11 protein-coding genes and 1 rRNA gene are annotated in these 21,326 nt (G+C 36.3%); 5 read left to right on the forward strand and 7 right to left on the reverse strand.

What is annotated here, in order from left to right; translation table 11 throughout:
* Nucleotides 1-63 precede the first annotated feature (63 nt).
* The 4 genes from P163_RS00005 to P163_RS00020 form a co-directional block, all read right to left on the reverse strand.
* A 16S ribosomal RNA gene (locus P163_RS00005) occupies nt 64-1,582 on the reverse strand.
* A gap of 983 nt (nt 1,583-2,565) precedes the next feature.
* Complete coding sequence (locus tag P163_RS00010; RefSeq protein ID WP_034886630.1) at nt 2,566-4,509, reverse strand: putative porin; 1,944 nt, start codon at nt 4,507-4,509, stop codon at nt 2,566-2,568.
* A 115-nt stretch (nt 4,510-4,624) separates the two neighbouring features.
* A complete protein-coding gene (locus tag P163_RS00015) occupies nt 4,625-6,028 on the reverse strand; it encodes a RagB/SusD family nutrient uptake outer membrane protein (protein ID WP_034886634.1) in 1,404 nt (467 codons plus the stop codon).
* Between the two features lie 5 nt (nt 6,029-6,033).
* Nucleotides 6,034-9,093, reverse strand: a complete 3,060-nt coding sequence (locus tag P163_RS00020) for a SusC/RagA family TonB-linked outer membrane protein (RefSeq protein WP_034886637.1) — start codon at nt 9,091-9,093, stop codon at nt 6,034-6,036.
* A gap of 168 nt (nt 9,094-9,261) precedes the next feature.
* Between P163_RS00020 and P163_RS00025 the strand changes: the two genes are divergently transcribed.
* Both P163_RS00025 and P163_RS00030 read left to right on the forward strand, forming a co-directional pair.
* Entirely contained in the window at nt 9,262-9,861 is a 600-nt protein-coding gene (locus P163_RS00025) for a ribonuclease HII (protein ID WP_034886639.1), read from the forward strand.
* Nucleotides 9,862-9,891: 30 nt separating this feature from the next.
* Nucleotides 9,892-12,342 carry a hypothetical protein gene (locus P163_RS00030; RefSeq protein WP_034886640.1) on the forward strand — a complete coding sequence of 817 codons (2,451 nt, stop codon included), beginning with the start codon at nt 9,892-9,894 and terminating at the stop codon, nt 12,340-12,342.
* Nucleotides 12,343-12,350: 8 nt separating this feature from the next.
* Here the strand turns inward: P163_RS00030 and lipB are convergent, their stop codons facing one another.
* Nucleotides 12,351-13,049: a lipoyl(octanoyl) transferase LipB gene (lipB, locus tag P163_RS00035; protein ID WP_034886643.1), complete on the reverse strand. Its 699-nt coding sequence runs from the start codon at nt 13,047-13,049 to the stop codon at nt 12,351-12,353.
* Nucleotides 13,049-13,204, reverse strand: a complete 156-nt coding sequence (locus P163_RS18035) for a YqaE/Pmp3 family membrane protein (RefSeq protein WP_081891271.1) — start codon at nt 13,202-13,204, stop codon at nt 13,049-13,051. Before P163_RS18035 ends, lipB begins: the two co-directional genes overlap by 1 nt.
* Before the next feature lie 175 nt (nt 13,205-13,379).
* Here P163_RS18035 and lysS point away from each other — a divergent pair, with 175 nt between their 5' ends.
* The 3 genes from lysS (at nt 13,380) to P163_RS00050 (ending at nt 18,381) form a co-directional block, all read left to right on the forward strand.
* A complete protein-coding gene (lysS, locus tag P163_RS00040) occupies nt 13,380-15,080 on the forward strand; it encodes a lysine--tRNA ligase (protein ID WP_034887676.1) in 1,701 nt (566 codons plus the stop codon).
* Nucleotides 15,081-15,258: 178 nt separating this feature from the next.
* Nucleotides 15,259-17,754, forward strand: a complete 2,496-nt coding sequence (locus P163_RS00045; RefSeq protein ID WP_051931005.1) for a zinc-dependent metalloprotease — start codon at nt 15,259-15,261, stop codon at nt 17,752-17,754.
* Nucleotides 17,755-17,898: 144 nt separating this feature from the next.
* Nucleotides 17,899-18,381: a hypothetical protein gene (locus P163_RS00050; RefSeq protein ID WP_051931006.1), complete on the forward strand. Its 483-nt coding sequence runs from the start codon at nt 17,899-17,901 to the stop codon at nt 18,379-18,381.
* Nucleotides 18,382-18,465: 84 nt separating this feature from the next.
* On the opposite strand, the gene P163_RS00055 is transcribed toward P163_RS00050, so the two are convergent.
* Nucleotides 18,466-21,198: a heavy metal translocating P-type ATPase gene (locus tag P163_RS00055; RefSeq protein WP_034886645.1), complete on the reverse strand. Its 2,733-nt coding sequence runs from the start codon at nt 21,196-21,198 to the stop codon at nt 18,466-18,468.
* Between the last annotated feature and the right edge of the window lie 128 nt (nt 21,199-21,326).

Below are 21,326 nucleotides of genomic sequence, written 5' to 3' on the forward strand. Positions count from 1 at the left end.
AAAACAAAATCTTAAGAGATCTGCTTTGTAACTGCGATTGCTCTTTAATAAGCAATACTCTAGAAAGGAGGTGTTCCAGCCGCACCTTCCGGTACGGCTACCTTGTTACGACTTAGCCCCAGTTACCAGCTTCACCCTAGGCCGCTCCTTACGGTGACGGACTTCAGGTGCTTCCAGCTTCCATGGCTTGACGGGCGGTGTGTACAAGGCCCGGGAACGTATTCACCGCATCATGGCTGATATGCGATTACTAGCGATTCCAGCTTCACGGAGTCGAGTTGCAGACTCCGATCCGAACTGAGATAGGGTTTATAGATTCGCTCCTGCTTGCGCAGTGGCTGCTCTCTGTCCCTACCATTGTAGCACGTGTGTGGCCCAGGACGTAAGGGCCGTGATGATTTGACGTCATCCCCACCTTCCTCACAGTTTGCACTGGCAGTCTTGTTAGAGTTCCCGACTTGACTCGCTGGCAACTAACAACAGGGGTTGCGCTCGTTATAGGACTTAACCTGACACCTCACGGCACGAGCTGACGACAACCATGCAGCACCTTGTAAATTGCCCGAAGGAAAAGGTGTTTCCACCCCTGTCAATCTACATTTAAGCCCTGGTAAGGTTCCTCGCGTATCATCGAATTAAACCACATGCTCCACCGCTTGTGCGGGCCCCGTCAATTCCTTTGAGTTTCATTCTTGCGAACGTACTCCCCAGGTGGGTTACTTATCACTTTCGCTTAGCCACTCAGTCTTGCGACCGAACAGCTAGTAACCATCGTTTACGGCGTGGACTACCAGGGTATCTAATCCTGTTCGCTACCCACGCTTTCGTCCATCAGCGTCAATAAATTATTAGTGATCTGCCTTCGCAATCGGTGTTCTATGTAATATCTATGCATTTCACCGCTACACTACATATTCCAACCACTTCATAAGTATTCAAGAACAACAGTATCAATGGCAATTCTATGGTTGAGCCACAGACTTTCACCGCTGACTGATTGTCCCGCCTACGGACCCTTTAAACCCAATGATTCCGGATAACGCTTGGATCCTCCGTATTACCGCGGCTGCTGGCACGGAGTTAGCCGATCCTTATTCGTACAGTACCGTCAAGCTCCCTCGCAAGGGAGTGTTTCTTCCTGTATAAAAGCAGTTTACAACCCATAGGGCCGTCTTCCTGCACGCGGCATGGCTGGATCAGGCTCTCGCCCATTGTCCAATATTCCTCACTGCTGCCTCCCGTAGGAGTCTGGTCCGTGTCTCAGTACCAGTGTGGGGGATCTCCCTCTCAGGACCCCTATCTATCGTAGCCATGGTAAGCCGTTACCTTACCATCTAGCTAATAGAACGCATACCCATCTTATAGCCATAAATGTTTAATCATCAATTAATGCTAATCGATAATACTATGGGGCATTAATCCAAATTTCTCTGGGCTATTCCCCTCTATAAGGTAGGTTGTATACGCGTTACGCACCCGTGCGCCGGTCGTCGGCGGTGCAAGCACCCCGTTACCCCTCGACTTGCATGTGTTAAGCCTGCCGCTAGCGTTCATCCTGAGCCAGGATCAAACTCTTCATCGTTAATCTTTAAATAATATAACAATTACAAGGTCTTCTTCTATTACTATCTCCGAAAAGATAATAACAGCTCAAAATTCTATTCTAGTCTTGATTCGTATTCTTTTGGTTTCTTCTGCCATTCTTGCGAACAACATTTGAAACGCGCTGTCAATTCAATATATCAATGAACTTAGTTGATCTCCTCTTAACGAAGAGCTCATTGTGAAATTAAAGGAGTTGAACCTTTTTTCTACTACCCTATCCCGGGATTTCAATTCAGTATTTCGTAGTGATCGTATCCGCTGTGTAAGCGGCTGCAAATATACAACGCTTTTTCTTTAACTTCCAAACTTTATTTTAAAGTTTTTTGAAGTTTTTTTTGACCCCTTAGTAAGAAGTAAAAACCGCCGCAACCCACACTAGTAAAGAACTTTCTTACTCCTCAAACAACACCTTCATGTCATTCTCAAAGCGGATGCAAATGTACAACTCTTTTTCTCTAACCAGCAAACTTATTTTAAGTTTTTTTTAGCCTCTTTAAATCTTTAAAAATAACAAGGCTTTTTAACCGGGTACTCATCACTATACAAAGAACAAAGCTTCTCACATCACGTAACCAGTGGCGCCTAAAGCGGCTGCAAATATACACCGCTTTCTTTCTTATAACCAAGCTTTATTTTATCTTTTTTCTAATATTTCTTTAACGTAGCCTTAACGCTTTGAAACTTCGAACGTTAAACTTCTGATTATTTTATCGCAGTTTCCAGATCTAACGCCAAGAACCTATAATTCTTGTTCAAATTGGGAATTGTAGCTATCTCAACTACCCGCGTTAGGGAGCGAAGCGGTAGCTTAGTAAAAGCTCTTTCCTGCTTTTAATAACTATAAGTATAGCGCCCGACCCGACCAAAGAAAGGGTAAAGCACAAAAGAATATATATATTTTAGTAAATAAAAAAGATCTACTATTAATACGAGATGGATAAATCTAATAAGACAATGAGATTATAAAAAGAAATCCCACACTAACCCAAATCTAACTAAGAAATCTCTATATGGATAAGACGGCGCAGTAAAATTGTTATTACCATTAATAAGCGTATTTACATTTTCCAATTTAAAGAAGATCCTGGTTTGCCTTACCCGTCCATTAAAAAAGAAGTCTACCATAGGATAGCCACCAAGCTCCTCATTATTTTGAACGTAGAACTCGGCCAGAACCGGATCATAAGAATTCATATTATACGCACTAAAATATCTAAATGTAAATCCTGTCTGTACATATAACGCTCTTTGAAACCAGTGATCTTTAAAATAGAGTGTATTTCTAGTAACAAGGTCTGGTACATTAAAAACATCTTTACCTGAAGTTACATTTTGATACATTACTGTATTATCTAATGCAAATTTATCATAAGTAAGCTCCTTCCCTAATTTCACCTTTAAATAATTAACGGTACCGTTATATTGAAAAGGTTTTACGCCATTAGACTCGTCTACTCCAAAATATGCATAATTATCTATTTGATTGATACTTGCCTCGACATTAAATAGATCTAAAGACCTTAACTGCAGACTTAAACTTCTCTGACTTTGATTGCTAAAATCGTTATTCCAATTATAATTGAGGTAATCACTTTGATACAATAGATAATTATAGTTTGGAGCATGATCATTAATGTTGATCTCTGCACTTAGCTGATTGTGTTGATTTAATTTATATCCTGCACCCCCTGTAAGATAGAACCCAGTAAAATCTCCAACAATATTTGCCATGGCATCTGCATAGATATCAAATCCTCCAATAGTTTTCTCATAAGCGGCACCAAATCCAAAATTATCCCCCTCAATTCTATTATTGATCTTATCTTCTTCTAAAAAAATAACGGAATTGTATCCATAATTATAATAAGAGTGTTGTCCCTTAGCGGTTAGTTTACCAAGCAAAGAATTTTCATAGGTAACTCCTACTACATTCTTAATGTGTCTAGACAAAACTCTATCTTCTAAATTAGAAGCTCTAAAGGAAGCCCCATAATATTCTGGTGTAGCTTCATCTTGCCTAAAGATATATTTCTGATCGCTAAAATCTAAAATATGTTGAAGCGTAATAGCATTAGAAGTTCCCTTTACCAGATCATACTCCTGATCTAAATAAAATCTTTTGCCATAAAGTACATTCTCCGCATTTTCATATTTCATTTCCAACAAAGATCTATCATCAAATTCTGGTTCCTTATCCAGGTATTGCTGAACCGCATCTTCACTTAATCCACCATTTTCCTGATTTAATAGATCTTGAGAAACAAAATGTGTTTTAATTCTATACCGATCATTACTGGTATTATAACTAAATGTTGCTCTAAAGTTACCGGTACTAGTAAGTGCATTTTGATATTTACCCAATGAACGAAGTCCTTTATAAGCCACAGAAAAATTCAATCTTTCTGATGTGTTCATGGTAAAGAATGCATCTAAGGTTTGACCTTGCTCGGGAACGGTCTTAAAATAAACTTCGGTGAGCGGAGTTGGAACTTGATAATAATAAATATCTTCTACTTCCATAAAATTAAAATGACGAGCCTGCGCTACAAATTCTGGAATAAGCACTTCACTTTTAATATCTCTAGCTAAAGAATTATAGGTTTGACCAACATTATTAAAAGGAAGTAATTCAAAATTGTCTTTTCTTAGGTAGTTGAACTTATAATCTTTCTGGATGGTTAAAGAAGTATCTAGAATAATGGTATCTCTTTTCACCGTTATAATCTTATATAATGATATAGGTGGTTTTGCTGCAGAGTCTTGTTTTTGTACATCTTGGCTTGCAGCACTATTATTTCCAACAAGCAATTGCTGAGATTTTTGGGTAGGTGTATTTGGTGTAGGATCCTGAGCAAATAAGATTATAGGTATCAGAATAAACAGAACTAAAATAAGGTGCTTCATTTTTATATATCAACTACTACAAAAGTAAAATAATTAAGCGAACGGAAGGAGTTTGTATAAAAACAAAAAACCGCCCATAAAGGGCGGTTTAATATTATAAGATCACAAGAACTAATTAGTCTCCGTAACCAAAATTCTGATCTAAGTTAGCATTGGCATCATCTTCTGCAAGAGGAATTGGCATTGCAAAGTTATAACTTCCGTATGCAGGACCTTGATGTAATTGTAATTGTACATCTACAAAAGGAATATCCATTTTAGTTCTAGCTAAGTCATGGAATCTGAATCCTTCAAAAGCTAATTCTTTTCTTCTTTCTAACAAGATGTTAGCTTTAGTAGCCTCAGAATATTCTGATGCTCCTCTATTAGAAGGAATCATGTTAAGATACATAAGAGCATCTGTACCACCAGTTTCTAATAAAGCTTCAGCATATATTAAAACTACTTCTTCATATCTCACAACAGAGATATTATCTTTAAATGGAGATAAAGATGGATATTTTCCAGTATTTCTCAAAGTTCCATTTGCATATAAAGTAATTACACCTTCTTTATCATCTGTAGATACCCCTCTAACATCACCATCTTCATAGATAGCAGCTAAATTTGGTAGAGCGATAACATCACCATAGTTTGTAGCTTGGTAAATGTTAGCAAGACCGTTAATACCTTCGTTATCTGTTTCTGAGTTTGCTATTTCAAATATTGAGTTAGCTGCCCCATCAATAGCAAAAGAATTTAAGAATGAAGATTCATCTACTACACTAAAGTTACCAGAAAGAATTACTTCTTCCGCAGCATCTTTAGATCTCTGCCAGTCACCAAAATAGTTAGCAATTCTAGCTTCAATAGCACTTGCAGCATAGGTATTGATAAACTCAACATTTCCAACACTATCATCCATTAAGCTTTTAGCCATTTCTAAATCTGCATAAGCCATATCTCTTACTTCTTGTACAGAATTACGAGCTGGGAATAATGAGTTCTCATCTCTAAAAGCAGTTACGTAAGGAACACCTGCAGAAGAAAGACTTCCACCATTCACATTTTGCTGCCCGTAGAAAGTAACTAGATCAAAATGAGCTAAAGCTCTAATAACGTAAGCTTCTCCTTTAATCTGGTTGATAGCAGCTTCATCTCCGCTAATATCACTAGCATTAATTACAATGTTCGCAGAACCAATAACTGAGTACATTCTTGCCCAAAATGTTTCTGCAATACCAGAAGTTGCAAGCAAGTCCATTCTAGCTTCTGTTACGAAACGGTTTGAATTCGCGTTAGAAGAAGCATTATCAGCAAAAACTTCTCCTAAAATTATCTTATCTCTCCCGTAATAATCTGTAAGAGATATTCTGTTGTAGGCTCCGTTAATTACAGCCTGTAGATCATTTAAAGTATTAACACTAAGGTCAATATCTTTAGATTGCTGTAAAGTTGGATCTAAATTGTCTTCAGAACAAGAAGAAAGAATCCCTAATCCTAAAGCAATTGTAAATATGTATTTAAAACTCTTTTTCATTTTTCTTAAAATTTAATGTTAACACCTAAAGTATATGATTCAACCGGAGGCGTAGTTAATGCAGTATATCCATTTGCTCTTACTTCTGGATCTAGCTTTAAACCATCATCCTTAACCCATGTAGCAACATTTGTTCCACGTAATGTAAGGGTTAACCCATCAAGACCAATAGTTTCTACAAATCTAGAAGGTAAAGAATAACCTACAGCAACATTTTTCAATCTTACATAGTCACCATCATATAAATGACGAGATGATGTATTTTGGAAGTTATCATTTGTACCGTAATCTACTTTTGGAACGTCTGTAACGTCACCTGGTTGTTGCCATCTCTCTAATAATTCTGCAGCACCATTGTAAGATCCTAATGTAAATGAGTTAGTTCTTAAGTAGAATTGCGCGTATTGCTCGTAGATCTTGTGTCCACCTGCAAAGTAAGCATTTCCTTCAGCAAAGAAACCTCTATAATCAAATCTCATTCCTAAACCTCCAGAATAAGTTGGTAAAGCACTTGCATTTTGATCTACTCTTTGAGCAGCGTTGTAGTTTGAAGTAACTTCTCCATCTCTACCGTTAACATACCAAGTTGGAGCACCAGTTTCTGTATCTACACCAGCCCAAGTTCTCATGAACCAAGAACGTAAAGGTAATCCTGTACGAGTAGTTTTGTAGCTACTTCCAGCTTCAGTATCTAGATCATTACCATCTGCACCTACAGCAAGTTCAGTAACTTCGTTATCTACAGTTGCATAGTTAGCAGATACATTCCAAGTAAAGTCTTCAGTTTTAATAACATCAACAGCAAGTTCTGCTTCGATACCTTTATTCACCATTTCCCCTACGTTTCTAGCTTGTACATCAAACCCGGTAGTTAAAGATAATGGCACATCTAATAAAAGATCATATGTTCTACGGTTGTAGTAAGCAAAAGATCCAGAAACTCTATTTTGAAGTAATCCAAAAGAAACTCCTAAGTCAAAAGATTCACCTTTTTCCCAAGTAAGATCTGCATTTCCAAATTGTGATGGGAAACCTGCTCCGTTATCTGCATAGTTTGCACTATACGTTAACAATGGTTGGTAAGCGTTAAGACCTACACCGTTGTTACCTGTAATACCATAAGAAGTTCTTAGTCTTAACGTGTTAAAAACTGAGTTAGACATAAAGTCTTCTCTGTGAATATTCCAAGCTGCACCTACAGATCCAAAAGTACCAAATCTATTTCCTGGAGCAAATCTAGAAGAACCTTCACGACGAATTGTTCCATCTACCACATATTTACCAGCATAGTTATAGTTAATTAACCCTAAATAAGAAACATTATACCAGTCACTAAATTGTGAATCTGCATCAAAGTTAGCACTTGCAGTGTTAATTTGAATTAGACCATCTACTGGGAAGTTTTCTCCTGATCCAAATAAGTAAGAGTTCTGATTTTTTTGGTATTCAAAAAGAGCAGTAAAATCAAAGTTATGATCTTCACCTAATTTGAAGCCATAGTTTAAAGATCCTTGGTAAACCAAGTTAAAGTTCTTTTCATCAGACACAGCGATAGTTCCGTTTACTTCAGCACCGTCACCTTCGTATCTGTTATTGTAGTTGTTGTATTCGTTTAATTGGTAATCTAAACCTAATCTATTAGAGAAAGTAAGACCATCAAATAATTCCCAATCTAATTTGGTGTTTGTAATAGCTCTTGTTAATGCATTTCTAGTTACGTTGTTTTCGTTAACATAGAAGATGTTTGGAAGAGAACCAAAAGGAAGATCGATATTATAAGTACCATCATCGTTACGAATATTATTGAAAGGGTTCATAAGAACTCTAGTAATAAAAGGATTCGAGAAGAACGTACCGTTTTCTAATACTGGGTTTTGAGTAATGTTAGAAACATTGATAGACTGAGATAATTTTAAGTTGCTTCTTAAATCTCTGTCAAAGTTTAAAGACCCATTAATTCTTTCGAAATCACTTCCAATTACTGTAGCTTCAGTATTGTTGTAACCTAAAGAAGCATAGAAGCTAGACTTTTCACCTCCACCAGAAGCAGAAAATGTATAGTTTTGAGTTAAAGCATCTTCATTTCTAATTTCTCCAGCCCAATCGTACACAGAAGTACCATCATAATTCGCATCAATAGATGGAATTAAACCACGAGCTTCAGCAGGAGTAGTTACTCCAAGATCTCTTACAGTTCCATTAGGTCCATAAGAACGCAATAAAGCTTCACCTAATAATTCATATCTCTGAGGACCAGTTAAAACGTCTCTCTTATTGTAAGCGTCATTTTGGAAACCTACTTGAGAAGAGAATGTGAAACTAGTATCTCCAGATGCACCAGACTTAGTTGTAACAACAATAACCCCGTTAGATCCACGTGCTCCATAAGCAGCAGTAGCAGATGCATCTTTAAGTACAGTAATACTTGCGATATCCTGACTATTGATAGATGCTAATGGGTTTAAAGAAGAATAGTTAGCACTTCCTGAAATGTTGTTGTTAGAAACCGGCACTCCATCAATTACATATAAAGGATCATTAGCTCCGTTGATAGAACTTATACCTCTAATACGGATATCCTGAATAGAACCAGGAGTACCAGAAGATTGAGAGATTTGAAGACCAGCTACTTTACCTTGTAAAGCTTGTTCTACAGAAACTGCAGGAGACTTAGCTATTTCTTCACCACCTAATTGAACAGATGAACCTGTAACTTCTTCAACACCTTTAGTGCTGTATCCAAGTACAATTACTTCATCTAAAGCGGCAGCATCTACATCTAATGTTACATTAATAGTATTAGAAGCACCTACTGTTTGACTTTGGCTTGCAAAACCAACATAAGAGAATACAATCACCTGACCTGTAGCAGTAGAAATTTGGTAATTTCCATCAAAGTCTGTTTGAGTTCCATTGTTTGTACCCTTAACAATAACGTTTACCCCTGGAAGAGGTAACCCCTGATTATCGCTAACCGTTCCGGTAACGGTTTTTTCCTGTGCAAAGGTTAATTGCACCACAAACACTAAAAATAGTGTTAGAATTACATTTAATTTTTTTTTCATTATTTTGTTAATTTGAATTAGCCTGCGCCCAAGACCGTTGATATTCCTTAATGAAGTACTAATCTAAGATCTTGAAGTGTTAAAATCTTAACACAACGCTGTTAAGTAGATGCACAAAAAACCAAATGGTTGCGTAGGTTGCGTAAATATTTTTAAATTATTATCTTAATGTTAAGAAATTCCTATTCCAAAAGTCAATTAGAATGTGGTACAGATGAAGCCGGAAGAGGCTGTCTTGCTGGTCCCGTGGTTGCAGCAGCTGTTATTTTACCCAAAAGATTTAAAAATAAAAATTTAAATGATTCTAAGATCGTAACAGGGAAAAATAGAGACGAATTAAGGTTAATTATCGAAAAGAAGGCTGTTTGCTATGGCGTTGCGCATGTAGATAATCATAAAATTGATGAAATTAACATTTTAAATGCCTCATTTCTTGCCATGCATCATAGCATAGATCTTCTATCCTCTACTCCAGAACATATTCTTGTAGATGGCAACAGATTTAAAACATATAAAGACATTCCTCATCTCTGTGTAGTGAAAGGTGATGGGAAATACTTAAATATTGCAGCTGCATCTATACTGGCAAAAACTTATAGAGATGAGTATATGAAAAAAATAGACCTAGAATACCCCATGTATAATTGGAAAAAGAATAAAGGCTATCCAACCAAAGAACACAGAGCAGCTATTGCAAAGTATGGAACTACTAAATATCATAGACAAACTTTTAAACTGCTACCCGATCAATTGAAACTAGAATTATAACTTAGCACCTTAGTTAAAATTTTCTACTGTATGAAAAAATATTACGCAGTCTACTTATTCCTATTTCTTATTATCTCTTGCAAACAAGACAAAACTTCAGAATCTAACGCTTTACAGTTTGTTTCTGAGAAGGCAGATTTTATAATTCAGTCTAATGATCTGTATACTTTTATAAATAAGATAGACAGCACTGCGTTTTTTCAAAAGAATATTACTTTATTAAAATCCCTTCCTATAGAAGACCTAAGGAACATCAGTAAATTTACCTCTTCAGGTAAATCTTCTTTACTTAGTTTTACAAAATCCAAATCGGGTTATGAATACCTATATATTACTGAATTTAAAGAAGGTTTCTTTGACCTTGATTCTACAAAGAATAAAACCGTAGAAACTTTAACTATTGAAGGCGAAACTTTTAAGAAATATACTCTAGATAATTTAATGGTTTTTACGACCGTAAAAAATGGAGACTTTATAGCGAGTAATTCCAGAACACTTTTATTAGAAAGCATCAATAGAAAGGAAGAAAACAGTGAAACCTTTTCAAAAGCACTAGCGGCGGCAGATAAGAGCAAAACTTCAATTCTAATTAATCAGGATCAACTAGATAGGACACTAAAAAATACATTTAAAGAAAATTCACTTCCCCTCAACTTTAGCGATGGATGGATGTCTTTAGATTTTGATCTTAACTCAAAAGACATTCAACTAAACGGAATCTCTATTTCCGGTAAAGATGCAGACAACAGTTTAAAGCTGTTCGACAACATTACTGCTCAAGCCAATAGAATAGCAGACATCACTCCAACATCTGCCAGCGGATTTTATTCTTTTACTTATCAAAACTTTGGCAAACTGTATAAAAATCTAGAAGCTTCAAGAATTGATTCTTTAGAATTGCCTGAAACCAATATTTTAAATTATACACGAGAAGCCGGTGTGATTTTTAACACATACGGCAACACTCTTGTTCTTACCACTACAGATCCAGAATTGGCTTTCGATGCCATTTCCAATTCTCAGGATATAGCTTCTGAGTTTAGAGATATTTCCATTTATAGTAACAATATAGATTACTCTCAATTCTTAGCTCCTTTAGTACCACCAATGAAATTAAAGTACTATGCTTTTACAGATGAATTTGTGCTGTTTGGTGAAACTATAACCGTTTTGGAAAATTTGATCTCTAGCTATCAAAATAATTCCACCTTAAGTAAACAAGGTTATTATAAAGAGACGGTTTCACAATTAGCGGGTTCTTCCAGTCTTTTAATAGTAGGTAATAATTCACATTTCACAGAGGCTTTAAAAAATGTAGTGAATGATGAACTTTTGGAGGATCTGGAAAAAATAGATCTTAAAGATTATCCAGTAGTGGCATTACAATTCGTTCAAGATTCCAATTTTTCTCATATTCATGCGGTTATGAGCAAAAAAAGCGGAAGTATTCCCTCTGGTGTCTCTACTACTGTAAAAGCAAATTCCCCTATAAAAATAGATGGTAAGATTGCCACAACACCTTTTCTTGTAAAAAACCACGACACCAGAAGTCTGGAAGTGGCGGTTCAAAATGAAAAAAATGAACTGTATTTATTAAATACCGATGGAAAAGTTCTTTGGAAGAAAAAATTGGACGGAAGAATTATTGGTGCCATTGAGCAGATAGACCTATACAAGAATGGAAATCTACAAATGGCTTTTACCACTCAAAATTCTTTTGAAGTTTTAGATAGGAATGGGAATGATGTAAAACCTTTTCCTAAAAATTATAAAGACGCCATCACCCAACCTCTTAGTATTTTTGATTATGATAGCAAAAGAGATTACAGATTTGTTATCACTCAAAAAAATCAGGTCTACATGCTAGATGCCAAGGCACAAGGGGTAGATGGATTCAATTTTAATAAGACAAAAACTACGATAGTTTTACCTCCAAAACACATCAGAATAAACAGAAAAGATTACATCCTTGTTTCAGAAGAAAATGGACAGGTTCATATTTTAAGCAGACAGGGAAAAATTAGAATCCCTGTGAAAGACAAGATAAAATTTGGCGAAAACCAGTGGTATCCAGAAGGTAGAAACTTTGTTAATGTAAATGAGGATGGAAAAATAGTAACTATAAATGAAAAAGGTAAGGTTACCAGATCTTCTGTAGAGAATTCTGTCCACTTAAAATTAGTGGTTAAAGAAGACCTCAAGGTAACCTTGTCTGAAAACATCCTGAAGATCGATAAGAATGAGGTAAATCTAGACTTTGGGATTTATACCAAACCACAAATATTCAATGTAAATGGTAAGACTTTTATCGGCATTACAGATACTCAGGCTAAAAAGGTCTATATCTTTAATAAGGATGGTGAACTTCTACCGGGCTTCCCTGTTTTTGGAACTTCTAATTTAGATCTTAACAATAGTGGAAATTCAATACAGTTTTCTGTTAAAGGAGATGAAAACGCTGTACTAATCTATGATCTTTAAAAACCTACTTATACCAGTTCTGCTTCAAAAAGCTTAGCAAAATGCTTCAACACTTTTTCTTCAACTTCTTTCATAGAAACCTCTTTTTGGCCAAGTTCTACATTTAATGAAGTTACCGCTTTGCCTTTAATTCCGCAGGGAATGATATTATCAAAATAACCAAGATCGGCATTTACGTTCAATGCAAATCCATGCATGGTAACCCATCGACTAGCACGAACGCCCATTGCACATATCTTTCTAGCAAAAGGTGTATCTACATCCAACCAGACTCCGGTTTCGCCTTTACTGCGCTGTGGTTTTAAACCATACTCCAAAAGCGTTAACATTATAGCCTCTTCCAGAAATCTTAAATATTTATGAATGTCAGTAAAGAAATTTTCAAGATCTAAAATTGGATACCCCACCAATTGTCCGGGACCATGATAAGTGATGTCTCCTCCTCTATTAATCTTATAAAAACTGGCATTTTTCGCTTTTAACTGTGCTTCAGAAAGCAACAGATTTTCAAGGTCTCCACTTTTTCCTAGAGTATAGACATGTGGATGCTCCACCATCAACAAATAATTAGGCGTTTCCAGATCAAGATTCTCTCTCCTATTTCTGATCTTTAGATCTAGAATTTCTTTAAAAACCTGTTCTTGATAATCCCAGGTCTCCTTGTAATCTTTTAATCCTAGATCTCGAACCTCTACCTTCTTATTCATTACTTGCTTTTATTTAAAATGATTAGTGCAGCAATTACACCCGGCACCCAACCTAAAAGAGTTAATATTAAAACTATCAAAATTGAACCACAACCCCTATCATACACTGCAAGGGGAGGAAATAAAATTGACAAGAGCACTCTCCATAAACTCATTTAAATTGCTGTTTTAAATTTTTACAATGCAAAGATAAGACTTATAAAACTCCTGATATAGCAGATTGCAGAAAAGCAGATTTTCAATTTGAAATCTAATTGATTGGTTGCCTGATTGTCATTATATTTGCAACTTCTTATCCTAATGGGTAAGTTATTTAAACAAAAAGATCTTATGCAGCTATCTGAACAAGAAATTGTACGAAGGGAGAAACTTTCCGCATTACGTAAATTAAATATCGACCCATATCCTGCCGCTTTATTTCCGGTAAGTCATACTACCTCTGGAATTAAATCTGATTTTACTGAAGGTGAAAAAGTAATTGTTGCCGGGAGATTAATGTCTCGCCGTATTCAAGGAAAAGCATCTTTTGCAGAAATTCAGGATTCTCATGGAAAGATTCAGGTTTATTTTAACCGTGATGAAATTTGCACAGGAGAAGATAAATCTAAGTACAACGATGTTTATAAGAAGTTGCTTGATATAGGTGATTTTATAGGAATTGAAGGAGAACTTTTCAATACTCAGGTAGGTGAAAAAACCATTATGGTTAAAGATTTTACTTTATTGAGTAAATCCTTAAGACCACTTCCGCTTCCAAAAACAGATAAAGAAGGTAAAACCTTTGATGAGTTTAACGATCCTGAACAAAGATATCGCCAGCGTTATGCAGATCTAGCGGTAAATCCAAAAGTGAAAGAGATCTTTGTAAAGCGTACAAAGCTTTTTAATGCCATGCGTAACTTCTTTAACGAAAGTGGCTATTTTGAAGTAGAAACTCCGGTATTGCAACCAATTCCTGGGGGAGCTGCGGCAAGACCTTTTATTACGCATCACAATGCGTTGGATATGCCTTTGTATCTTAGAATTGCCAATGAATTATATCTAAAAAGATTGATAGTTGGTGGTTTTGATGGGGTATATGAATTCTCTAAAAACTTCAGAAATGAAGGTATGGATAGAACTCATAATCCAGAGTTTACTGCGATGGAGATCTATGTAGCTTACAAAGACTACAACTGGATGATGGAATTCACTGAAAATCTTTTAGAGCACTGTGCTATGGAAGTAAACGGGAAGACCGAAGCTACTTTTGGAACGCATAATGTAAACTTTAAGGCGCCCTATAAACGAGTGACCATGACCGATGCAATTATTGAATTCACTGGATTTGATATTACAGGAAAGTCTGAAAAAGAACTGTACGAAGCTGCTAAAGGAATGGGCATCGATGTAGATGATACTATGGGTAAAGGAAAACTTATAGATGAGATCTTCGGAGAGAAATGTGAAGGGAATTATATCCAACCAACATTTATTACAGATTATCCAAAAGAAATGAGTCCGTTATGTAAAGAGCACAGAGATAATCCGGAGCTTACAGAGCGTTTTGAATTGATGGTTTGTGGAAAAGAAGTTGCTAATGCATATTCTGAGTTGAATGATCCTATAGACCAACGTGCGCGTTTTGAAGAGCAATTAAAGCTTTCAGAAAAAGGAGATGATGAAGCGATGTTTATCGATAATGATTTCTTGAGAGCTTTAGAATATGGAATGCCACCAACATCTGGACTTGGAATAGGAATGGACAGATTAATTATGTTCCTTACCAACAAACAATCTATACAAGAAGTTTTATTCTTTCCACAAATGAAACCGGAAAAGAAAGCTCCTACTCCAAAACCTGAAGATTTCATCAAAATCGGTGTGCCACAAGAATGGGTAGATACTGTGATGCATGAATTTATAAGTGTTTCTAAATTAAAAGAAAATAAAGCAACCCAAGTTCACCAAAAACTGAACGGCTTGCGTAAAAAGAACAAACTCCCAATAGCTGCACTTCAACTCGAGGAAGTAGAAAATTGGTTCAATTAAAATCAAATAAAGGGAAGTGAAATTAAAAACATTCACATTTCTTTAACTTCTAATTAAACCTTTTGAAATTATAAGAGTCTAAAGACCACCTAATGGTGGTCTTTTTTCATTTATAGCAATATTTTGCTTACTTAAGATCATTTCATTTTCAACTAAAAAACTAATTAAAACCAAGTTTATGACGAAAAACTTCTCTCTCAAGCTTTTGATGGTTGCCTTGTCTTTGTCTGTTTCGGGATGTGCCGTATTTCAGCCAAATAAAAAAGCTCCAGCCTCAGCTTCAGCAAAACCAGAGTCTAAAAAAGATGGTATCAAAACTTTTGACAAAGTGATCACTAAAGACGCAAAGTCGGACAAAGGTATGTTTACTGTTCACAAGGTAGACGACAATTATTTTTATGAAATACCAGACAGTTTATTAAATCGCGAGATGTTAACTGTTACCAGAATTGCTAAAACTGCTAATGGAATTGGTTTTGGTGGTGGTAAGCAGAATACCCAAGTTCAAAAATGGGAAAGAAAGAACGATAATATCTTGTTACGCGTAGCTTCTTACGAGATCTATGCTGCAGATTCTCTTCCAATACACGAGGCTGTTGTAAATTCTAACTTCGAGCCTATTCTGCAATCTTTTCCTATAAAAGCTATGGGTAAAGATTCTTTGAGTAAAAGTTATGTTATAGATGTAACAGATCTTTACACTAAAGATGTGATGGCACTTGGTCTTCCAGATAGAGAGCGTAAAGAATACAAAGTTTCAAGATTAGATGATAGCAGATCATACATAGATACTATCAGAAGTTATCCTGAAAACATTGAGATTCGTCACGTAAAAACTTATAATGCAGGAAATCCTCCGTCTAATTCTAGTACAGGATCTATTTCTATGGAATTTAGTAATTCTATGATCTTACTTCCGGTAGTTCCTATGGAAAGAAGATATTTTGATCAGCGTGTAGGATGGTTTGCGAGAGGACAAGTAGATTACGGTTTAAATGCTCAGGAAAGCAAAACAGTACGATATTTAGACCGATGGAGACTAGAAGTGAAGCCTGAGGACATGGATAAGTTCAAAAATGGTGAACTGGTAGAACCTAAGAAGCAAATTGTTTATTATATAGACAGAGCTACTCCAGAGCAATGGAGACCTTTTATTAAGCAAGGTATAGAAGATTGGCAAAAAGCATTTGAAGCAGCGGGTTTCAAAAATGCGATAATAGCAAAAGATGCTCCTACAAAAGAGGAAGATCCAGATTGGAGCCCGGAAGATGTAAGATTTTCTGTAGTAAGATATTTAGCCTCTCCTATTCCAAATGCTAATGGACCTCACGTAAGCGACCCTAGATCTGGAGAGATCTTAGAGTCTGACATTAACTGGTACCACAATGTAATGACCTTATTAAGAAACTGGTATTTTGTACAGACAGCAGCTATTAATGAAGATGCTAGAGGAGTTCAGTTTAAAGATGAAGTAATGGGTAGATTGATTCGATTTGTATCTTCTCATGAAGTTGGACATACTTTAGGATTACCTCACAACATGGGAAGCAGTGTAGCTTATCCTGTAGAGAAACTAAGAGATCCAGAATTCACTAAGAAAAATGGAACTGCACCATCTATTATGGATTATGCTAGGTTTAACTATGTGGCACAACCTGGTGATGGAGATGTTGCTCTAATGCCAGAAATTGGTGTTTATGATAAATATGCAATAGAATGGGGTTACAGACCAATTTTAGATAAAAAAGGAAAAGAAGAGAAACCTGTTCTAGACCAATGGATCTTGAAACATGCAGGAGACCCAATGTATAGATTCGGAAGTCAGCAAAGCGGTGTAATAGACCCTAGCTCTCAAACGGAAGATCTTGGTGACGATGCAGTTTTAGCAAGTGAATACGGAATTGCCAATTTGAAGAGAATTGTTCCAAATCTTATAGAATGGACTGCAGAAGATGGTAAAGATTATGAAGATCTTAAAACGCTTTATGGTCAGGTTTTAGGTCAGTATAATAGATACATGGGTCATGTAACCGCGAATATTGGTGGTGTATATGAGGAATATAAAACATACGATCAAGATGGTGCCGTTTACACTCATGTTCCTGCAGATCATCAAAAGAAAGCCATGAAATTTCTTCAGGATGAATTATTTACAACTCCACAATGGTTGATCAATCAAGACATCTTTAATAAGATCGAATTTGATGGGAATCTAGAGCGCGTTAGAGGTTTTCAAGAAAGAACTCTAGACAACTTGTTAGATTTCGGAAGAATGGGAAGACTTATTGAAAATTCTGAGATTAATGGAAAGCAAGCCTATTCTTTAGTGCAGATGATGACAGAACTTAGAAAAGGCCTATGGAGTGAACTAAACTCTGGTCGTTCTATAGATCTATACAGAAGAAACCTACAGCGTGCTTACATTGAGCAGATGGATAAATTAATGACAGAAGAACAGAGCGAGATCCCTGCAAGATTTAGATCTTATGTTACCAGAACCAATGTAGATGTATCTCAAAGTGATATCCGCCCAATTGTACGTGGAGAATTGGTTACACTACAGCGTAGCATTAGAAGCGCTGTGAACAGATCTAATGATCAACTTACTAGATATCACCTATTAGATGCTTTAAAACGCATAGATTTAATTCTAGACCCTATAGCAAAGAGTTAATTTTTGTTTTGTTTTGTTTTTTACTTTGAAACCTGTTGGCCCTTACCCAGCAGGTTTCTTTATTTTATGGTCATTTTAGCCTTCCTAGCATTAAACCAATTTGATCATTACTAGTCTTATAATAGAACTTTAAAATAGTTGAAAATGAAAAAAATAGGAATTATAGTAATGATGTTATTCTCTGTAGCAACTTTTGCACAAAGAGACCAGATGCAGGAGAGAAAGAATCGTCAGGATAGATCTGAGATGACTGCCGAACAAAGAGCCACTCTTAAATCTAAGAAGATGACGTTGAAATTAGATCTTAATCAATCTCAGCAAAATGATCTTCAGAAACTTTTCACTGAGAATGAAAAAGCGCATGATAAGATGATGGCAGAGCATAAAGCGATGAAACATGATGCTAAGGCAGATAAAGATCGTTTTAAAATGATGGACCGTCGTTTAGACATGCAATTGGCGCAGCAAGATAAGATGAAGAAGATCTTAAATGAAGATCAATTCAAGAAGTGGAAATCTATGGCAAATAAACACGAAGCTAAAAAACATCATAAGATGAAAAAAGATGGTGATAAGAAATGGAATAATAAAGACGGCAAAAAGGCTGAGGAAAGAAGAAGAAAATAATCTTCTAGACTTATAAGATAAAAGGCGGAATGATATCATTTCGCCTTTTTTTATACTCCTATTTTAAATTATAAACTCTCCGCATTAATCCAGATCAGAATTTTTTAATCTTAAGGCATTAGCAATTACAGAAACCGAGCTAAAACTCATTGCTAAAGCAGCGATCATAGGTGATAATAACAATCCAAAGAACGGATATAAAACACCCGCGGCAATAGGAACTCCAACAGAATTATAGATAAGCGCAAAAAATAAGTTCTGCTTAATATTTCGCATTACTTTATTACTAAGTTTTTTCGCCTTTACCACCCCATGAAGATCTCCTTTAACTAAAGTGATCTTAGCACTTTCTATAGCTACATCTGTACCAGTACCCATAGCAATCCCAACATTAGACTGCGCTAAGGCAGGAGCATCGTTAATACCGTCTCCAGCCATGGCTACTTTCTTACCTTCTGCTTGTAAACGCTTTACTTCACTAAGTTTATCTTGAGGCAAGAGACCCGCTTTAAATCCGCTTAAATGTAATTCGTCTGCCACAGCTTTGGCAGTATTTTCATTATCTCCGGTAAGCATATACACCTCAACTCCGGCATCCATCAAATTCTGAATAGCCTTTTTGCTGGTCTTCTTAATTGGATCTGTAATAGTTACATAACCGGTAATAATAGCATCTACTGCAAGATAAGATACCGTTTTTCCTAGCTTTTGCTCTTCGCTTATCTGTTTTTGAAGTTCTTCAGAAATCGGTGCATTAATTTGCTGCATCAGTTTATCATTACCAATCGCAATGGAATTTCCTTCCAAATTAGCAGTTACTCCTTTTCCTGTAACCGATTTGAAATTGGATGCTTCTGATATTTCTATATTCTTTTCTTCAGCATATTTAACAGTAGCTTGCGCGAGTGGATGCTCGCTTAAAGAATTTACAGACGCTATTTGTTTGATAGCCTTTTCTTCTGAAGAATTATTTCCAACACTTACCACTTTTTCTACTGAAGGTTTTCCTTCTGTAATGGTTCCGGTTTTATCGATTATCAAAGTATCTATATCATCCATCTGCTCTAAAGCTTCCGCATTTTTAATAAGCACTCCGTTTTGAGCTCCTTTACCAACTCCTACCATTACAGACATTGGTGTTGCTAAACCTAAAGCACACGGGCAGGCAATAATTAAAACCGCAATCGCATTTATAAAAGCATAAACATAGGCTGGATCTGGCCCGTAGATAGCCCAAATCGCGAAAGTTAGTAGGGAGATAAATACAACAATAGGTACAAAATACCCGGAAATTCTATCGGCTAATTTTTGAATTGGTGCTTGAGATCTGCTGGCATCATTCACCATTTTAATGATCTGAGACAACAAAGTTTCATCACCAACCTTTTCAGCCTTCATGGTAAAAGTTTGATTTCCATTGATGGTCCCGGAGGTAATTTTATCTCCTTCCACTTTATCTACAGGAATAGGTTCTCCGGTGATCATAGATTCATCTATGCTGGTCTCGCCTTTTTCAATAACACCATCTACAGGAATCTTATCTCCAGGCTTTACTCTAAGAAGATCTCCAACCACAATTTTATCGGTTGCAATAACTTCTTCTTTGCCATTTACCAATCTAGTAGCTTTATTAGGAGCCAATTTCAGTAATGCTTTTATAGCAGAATTGGTACGACTATGTGCTCTTGCTTCTAACAACTGACCAAGAAGTACCAAGGTTAAGATCACCGTGGCAGCTTCAAAATATATATGAACAGTGCCTGCATCTGATTTGAATTGTGCCGGGAAAAAATCTGGAAATAACAAACCAAATACACTAAAACTCCAAGCTACTCCAGAACCAATTCCAATCAAGGTAAACATATTGAGGTTCCAAAATTTTACGGAGCGCCACGCTCTTTCAAAGAACATCCAAGTAGCATAGAAAACTACAGGAAGTGAAAGCGCAAATTGCACCCAATTCCAGTATTTAAGTTCCAATACATCATACAATGGATTATTAGGAATCATGTCTGACATTGCTATCAAAAAGATAGGCAAGGTAAAGGCTACTGCTATCTTAAATTTGCGCAGCAGTTTTTGATATGATTTCTTTTCAGCAGAAACATCCGCCTCCATAGGTACGAGATCCATTCCGCAGATAGGGCAGTCACCCGGTTCATCTTCTATAATTTCAGGATGCATCGGGCAGGTATATTTTTCACCGCCTGAATTTAGACTTACCTCTTCCACTAAATCCATCCCACAAACCGGACAATCTCCGGGTTGGTCATAAGTCTTATCCCCCTCACAGTGCATCGGGCAGTAAAAAGTTCCTGTTCCTTTGCCTTTTGGTTTCTCCTCTTTTACTGAAGATGCATCTGGTTTCTCACCTTGTTTGTAGATCTGATAATGATCTCCATCATCTTGTAACGCTTTTTGAAAGGTTTTTAATGGAATATGAGATTTCATCTTGATCTCAGCTTCCGCTTTTTCAAGATCTACATGCGCTTCTTCTACTCCCTCAACTTCCTGCAATATTTTTTCTACATGAGATCTGCAACCATTACAAGTCATCCCGGCTACAGCGTAGGTATGAGTCATCAAATTATCTTTAGAGAAATTATCTGGCGTATGAATTTCATAATTGCCACCATGATCTTTAAGCGCTTGTTGAAATACCTCTAACTGAATATGTTTTTCCATAGTAATTTCAGCCTGCTTATTCTCTAAGCTCACCTCTGCCTTTTCAACACCATCAACCTCTTGTAACGTTTTTTCTACATGAGATCTACAACCATTACAGGTCATTCCGGTTATGCTATATATATGTTTCATGAATTCTATGAATTAATTGATGGATCATCTGTTTGGACGATCAAAAAAACTTAAATAATAAAAACAAAATATGATCTGGACCTATAAAGAAATGAGAATGCTATAAAAGAATTGATAGCAGAATCACC

This window comes from Gillisia sp. Hel_I_29 (assembly GCF_000744275.1).
Lineage (GTDB): Bacteria > Bacteroidota > Bacteroidia > Flavobacteriales > Flavobacteriaceae > Gillisia.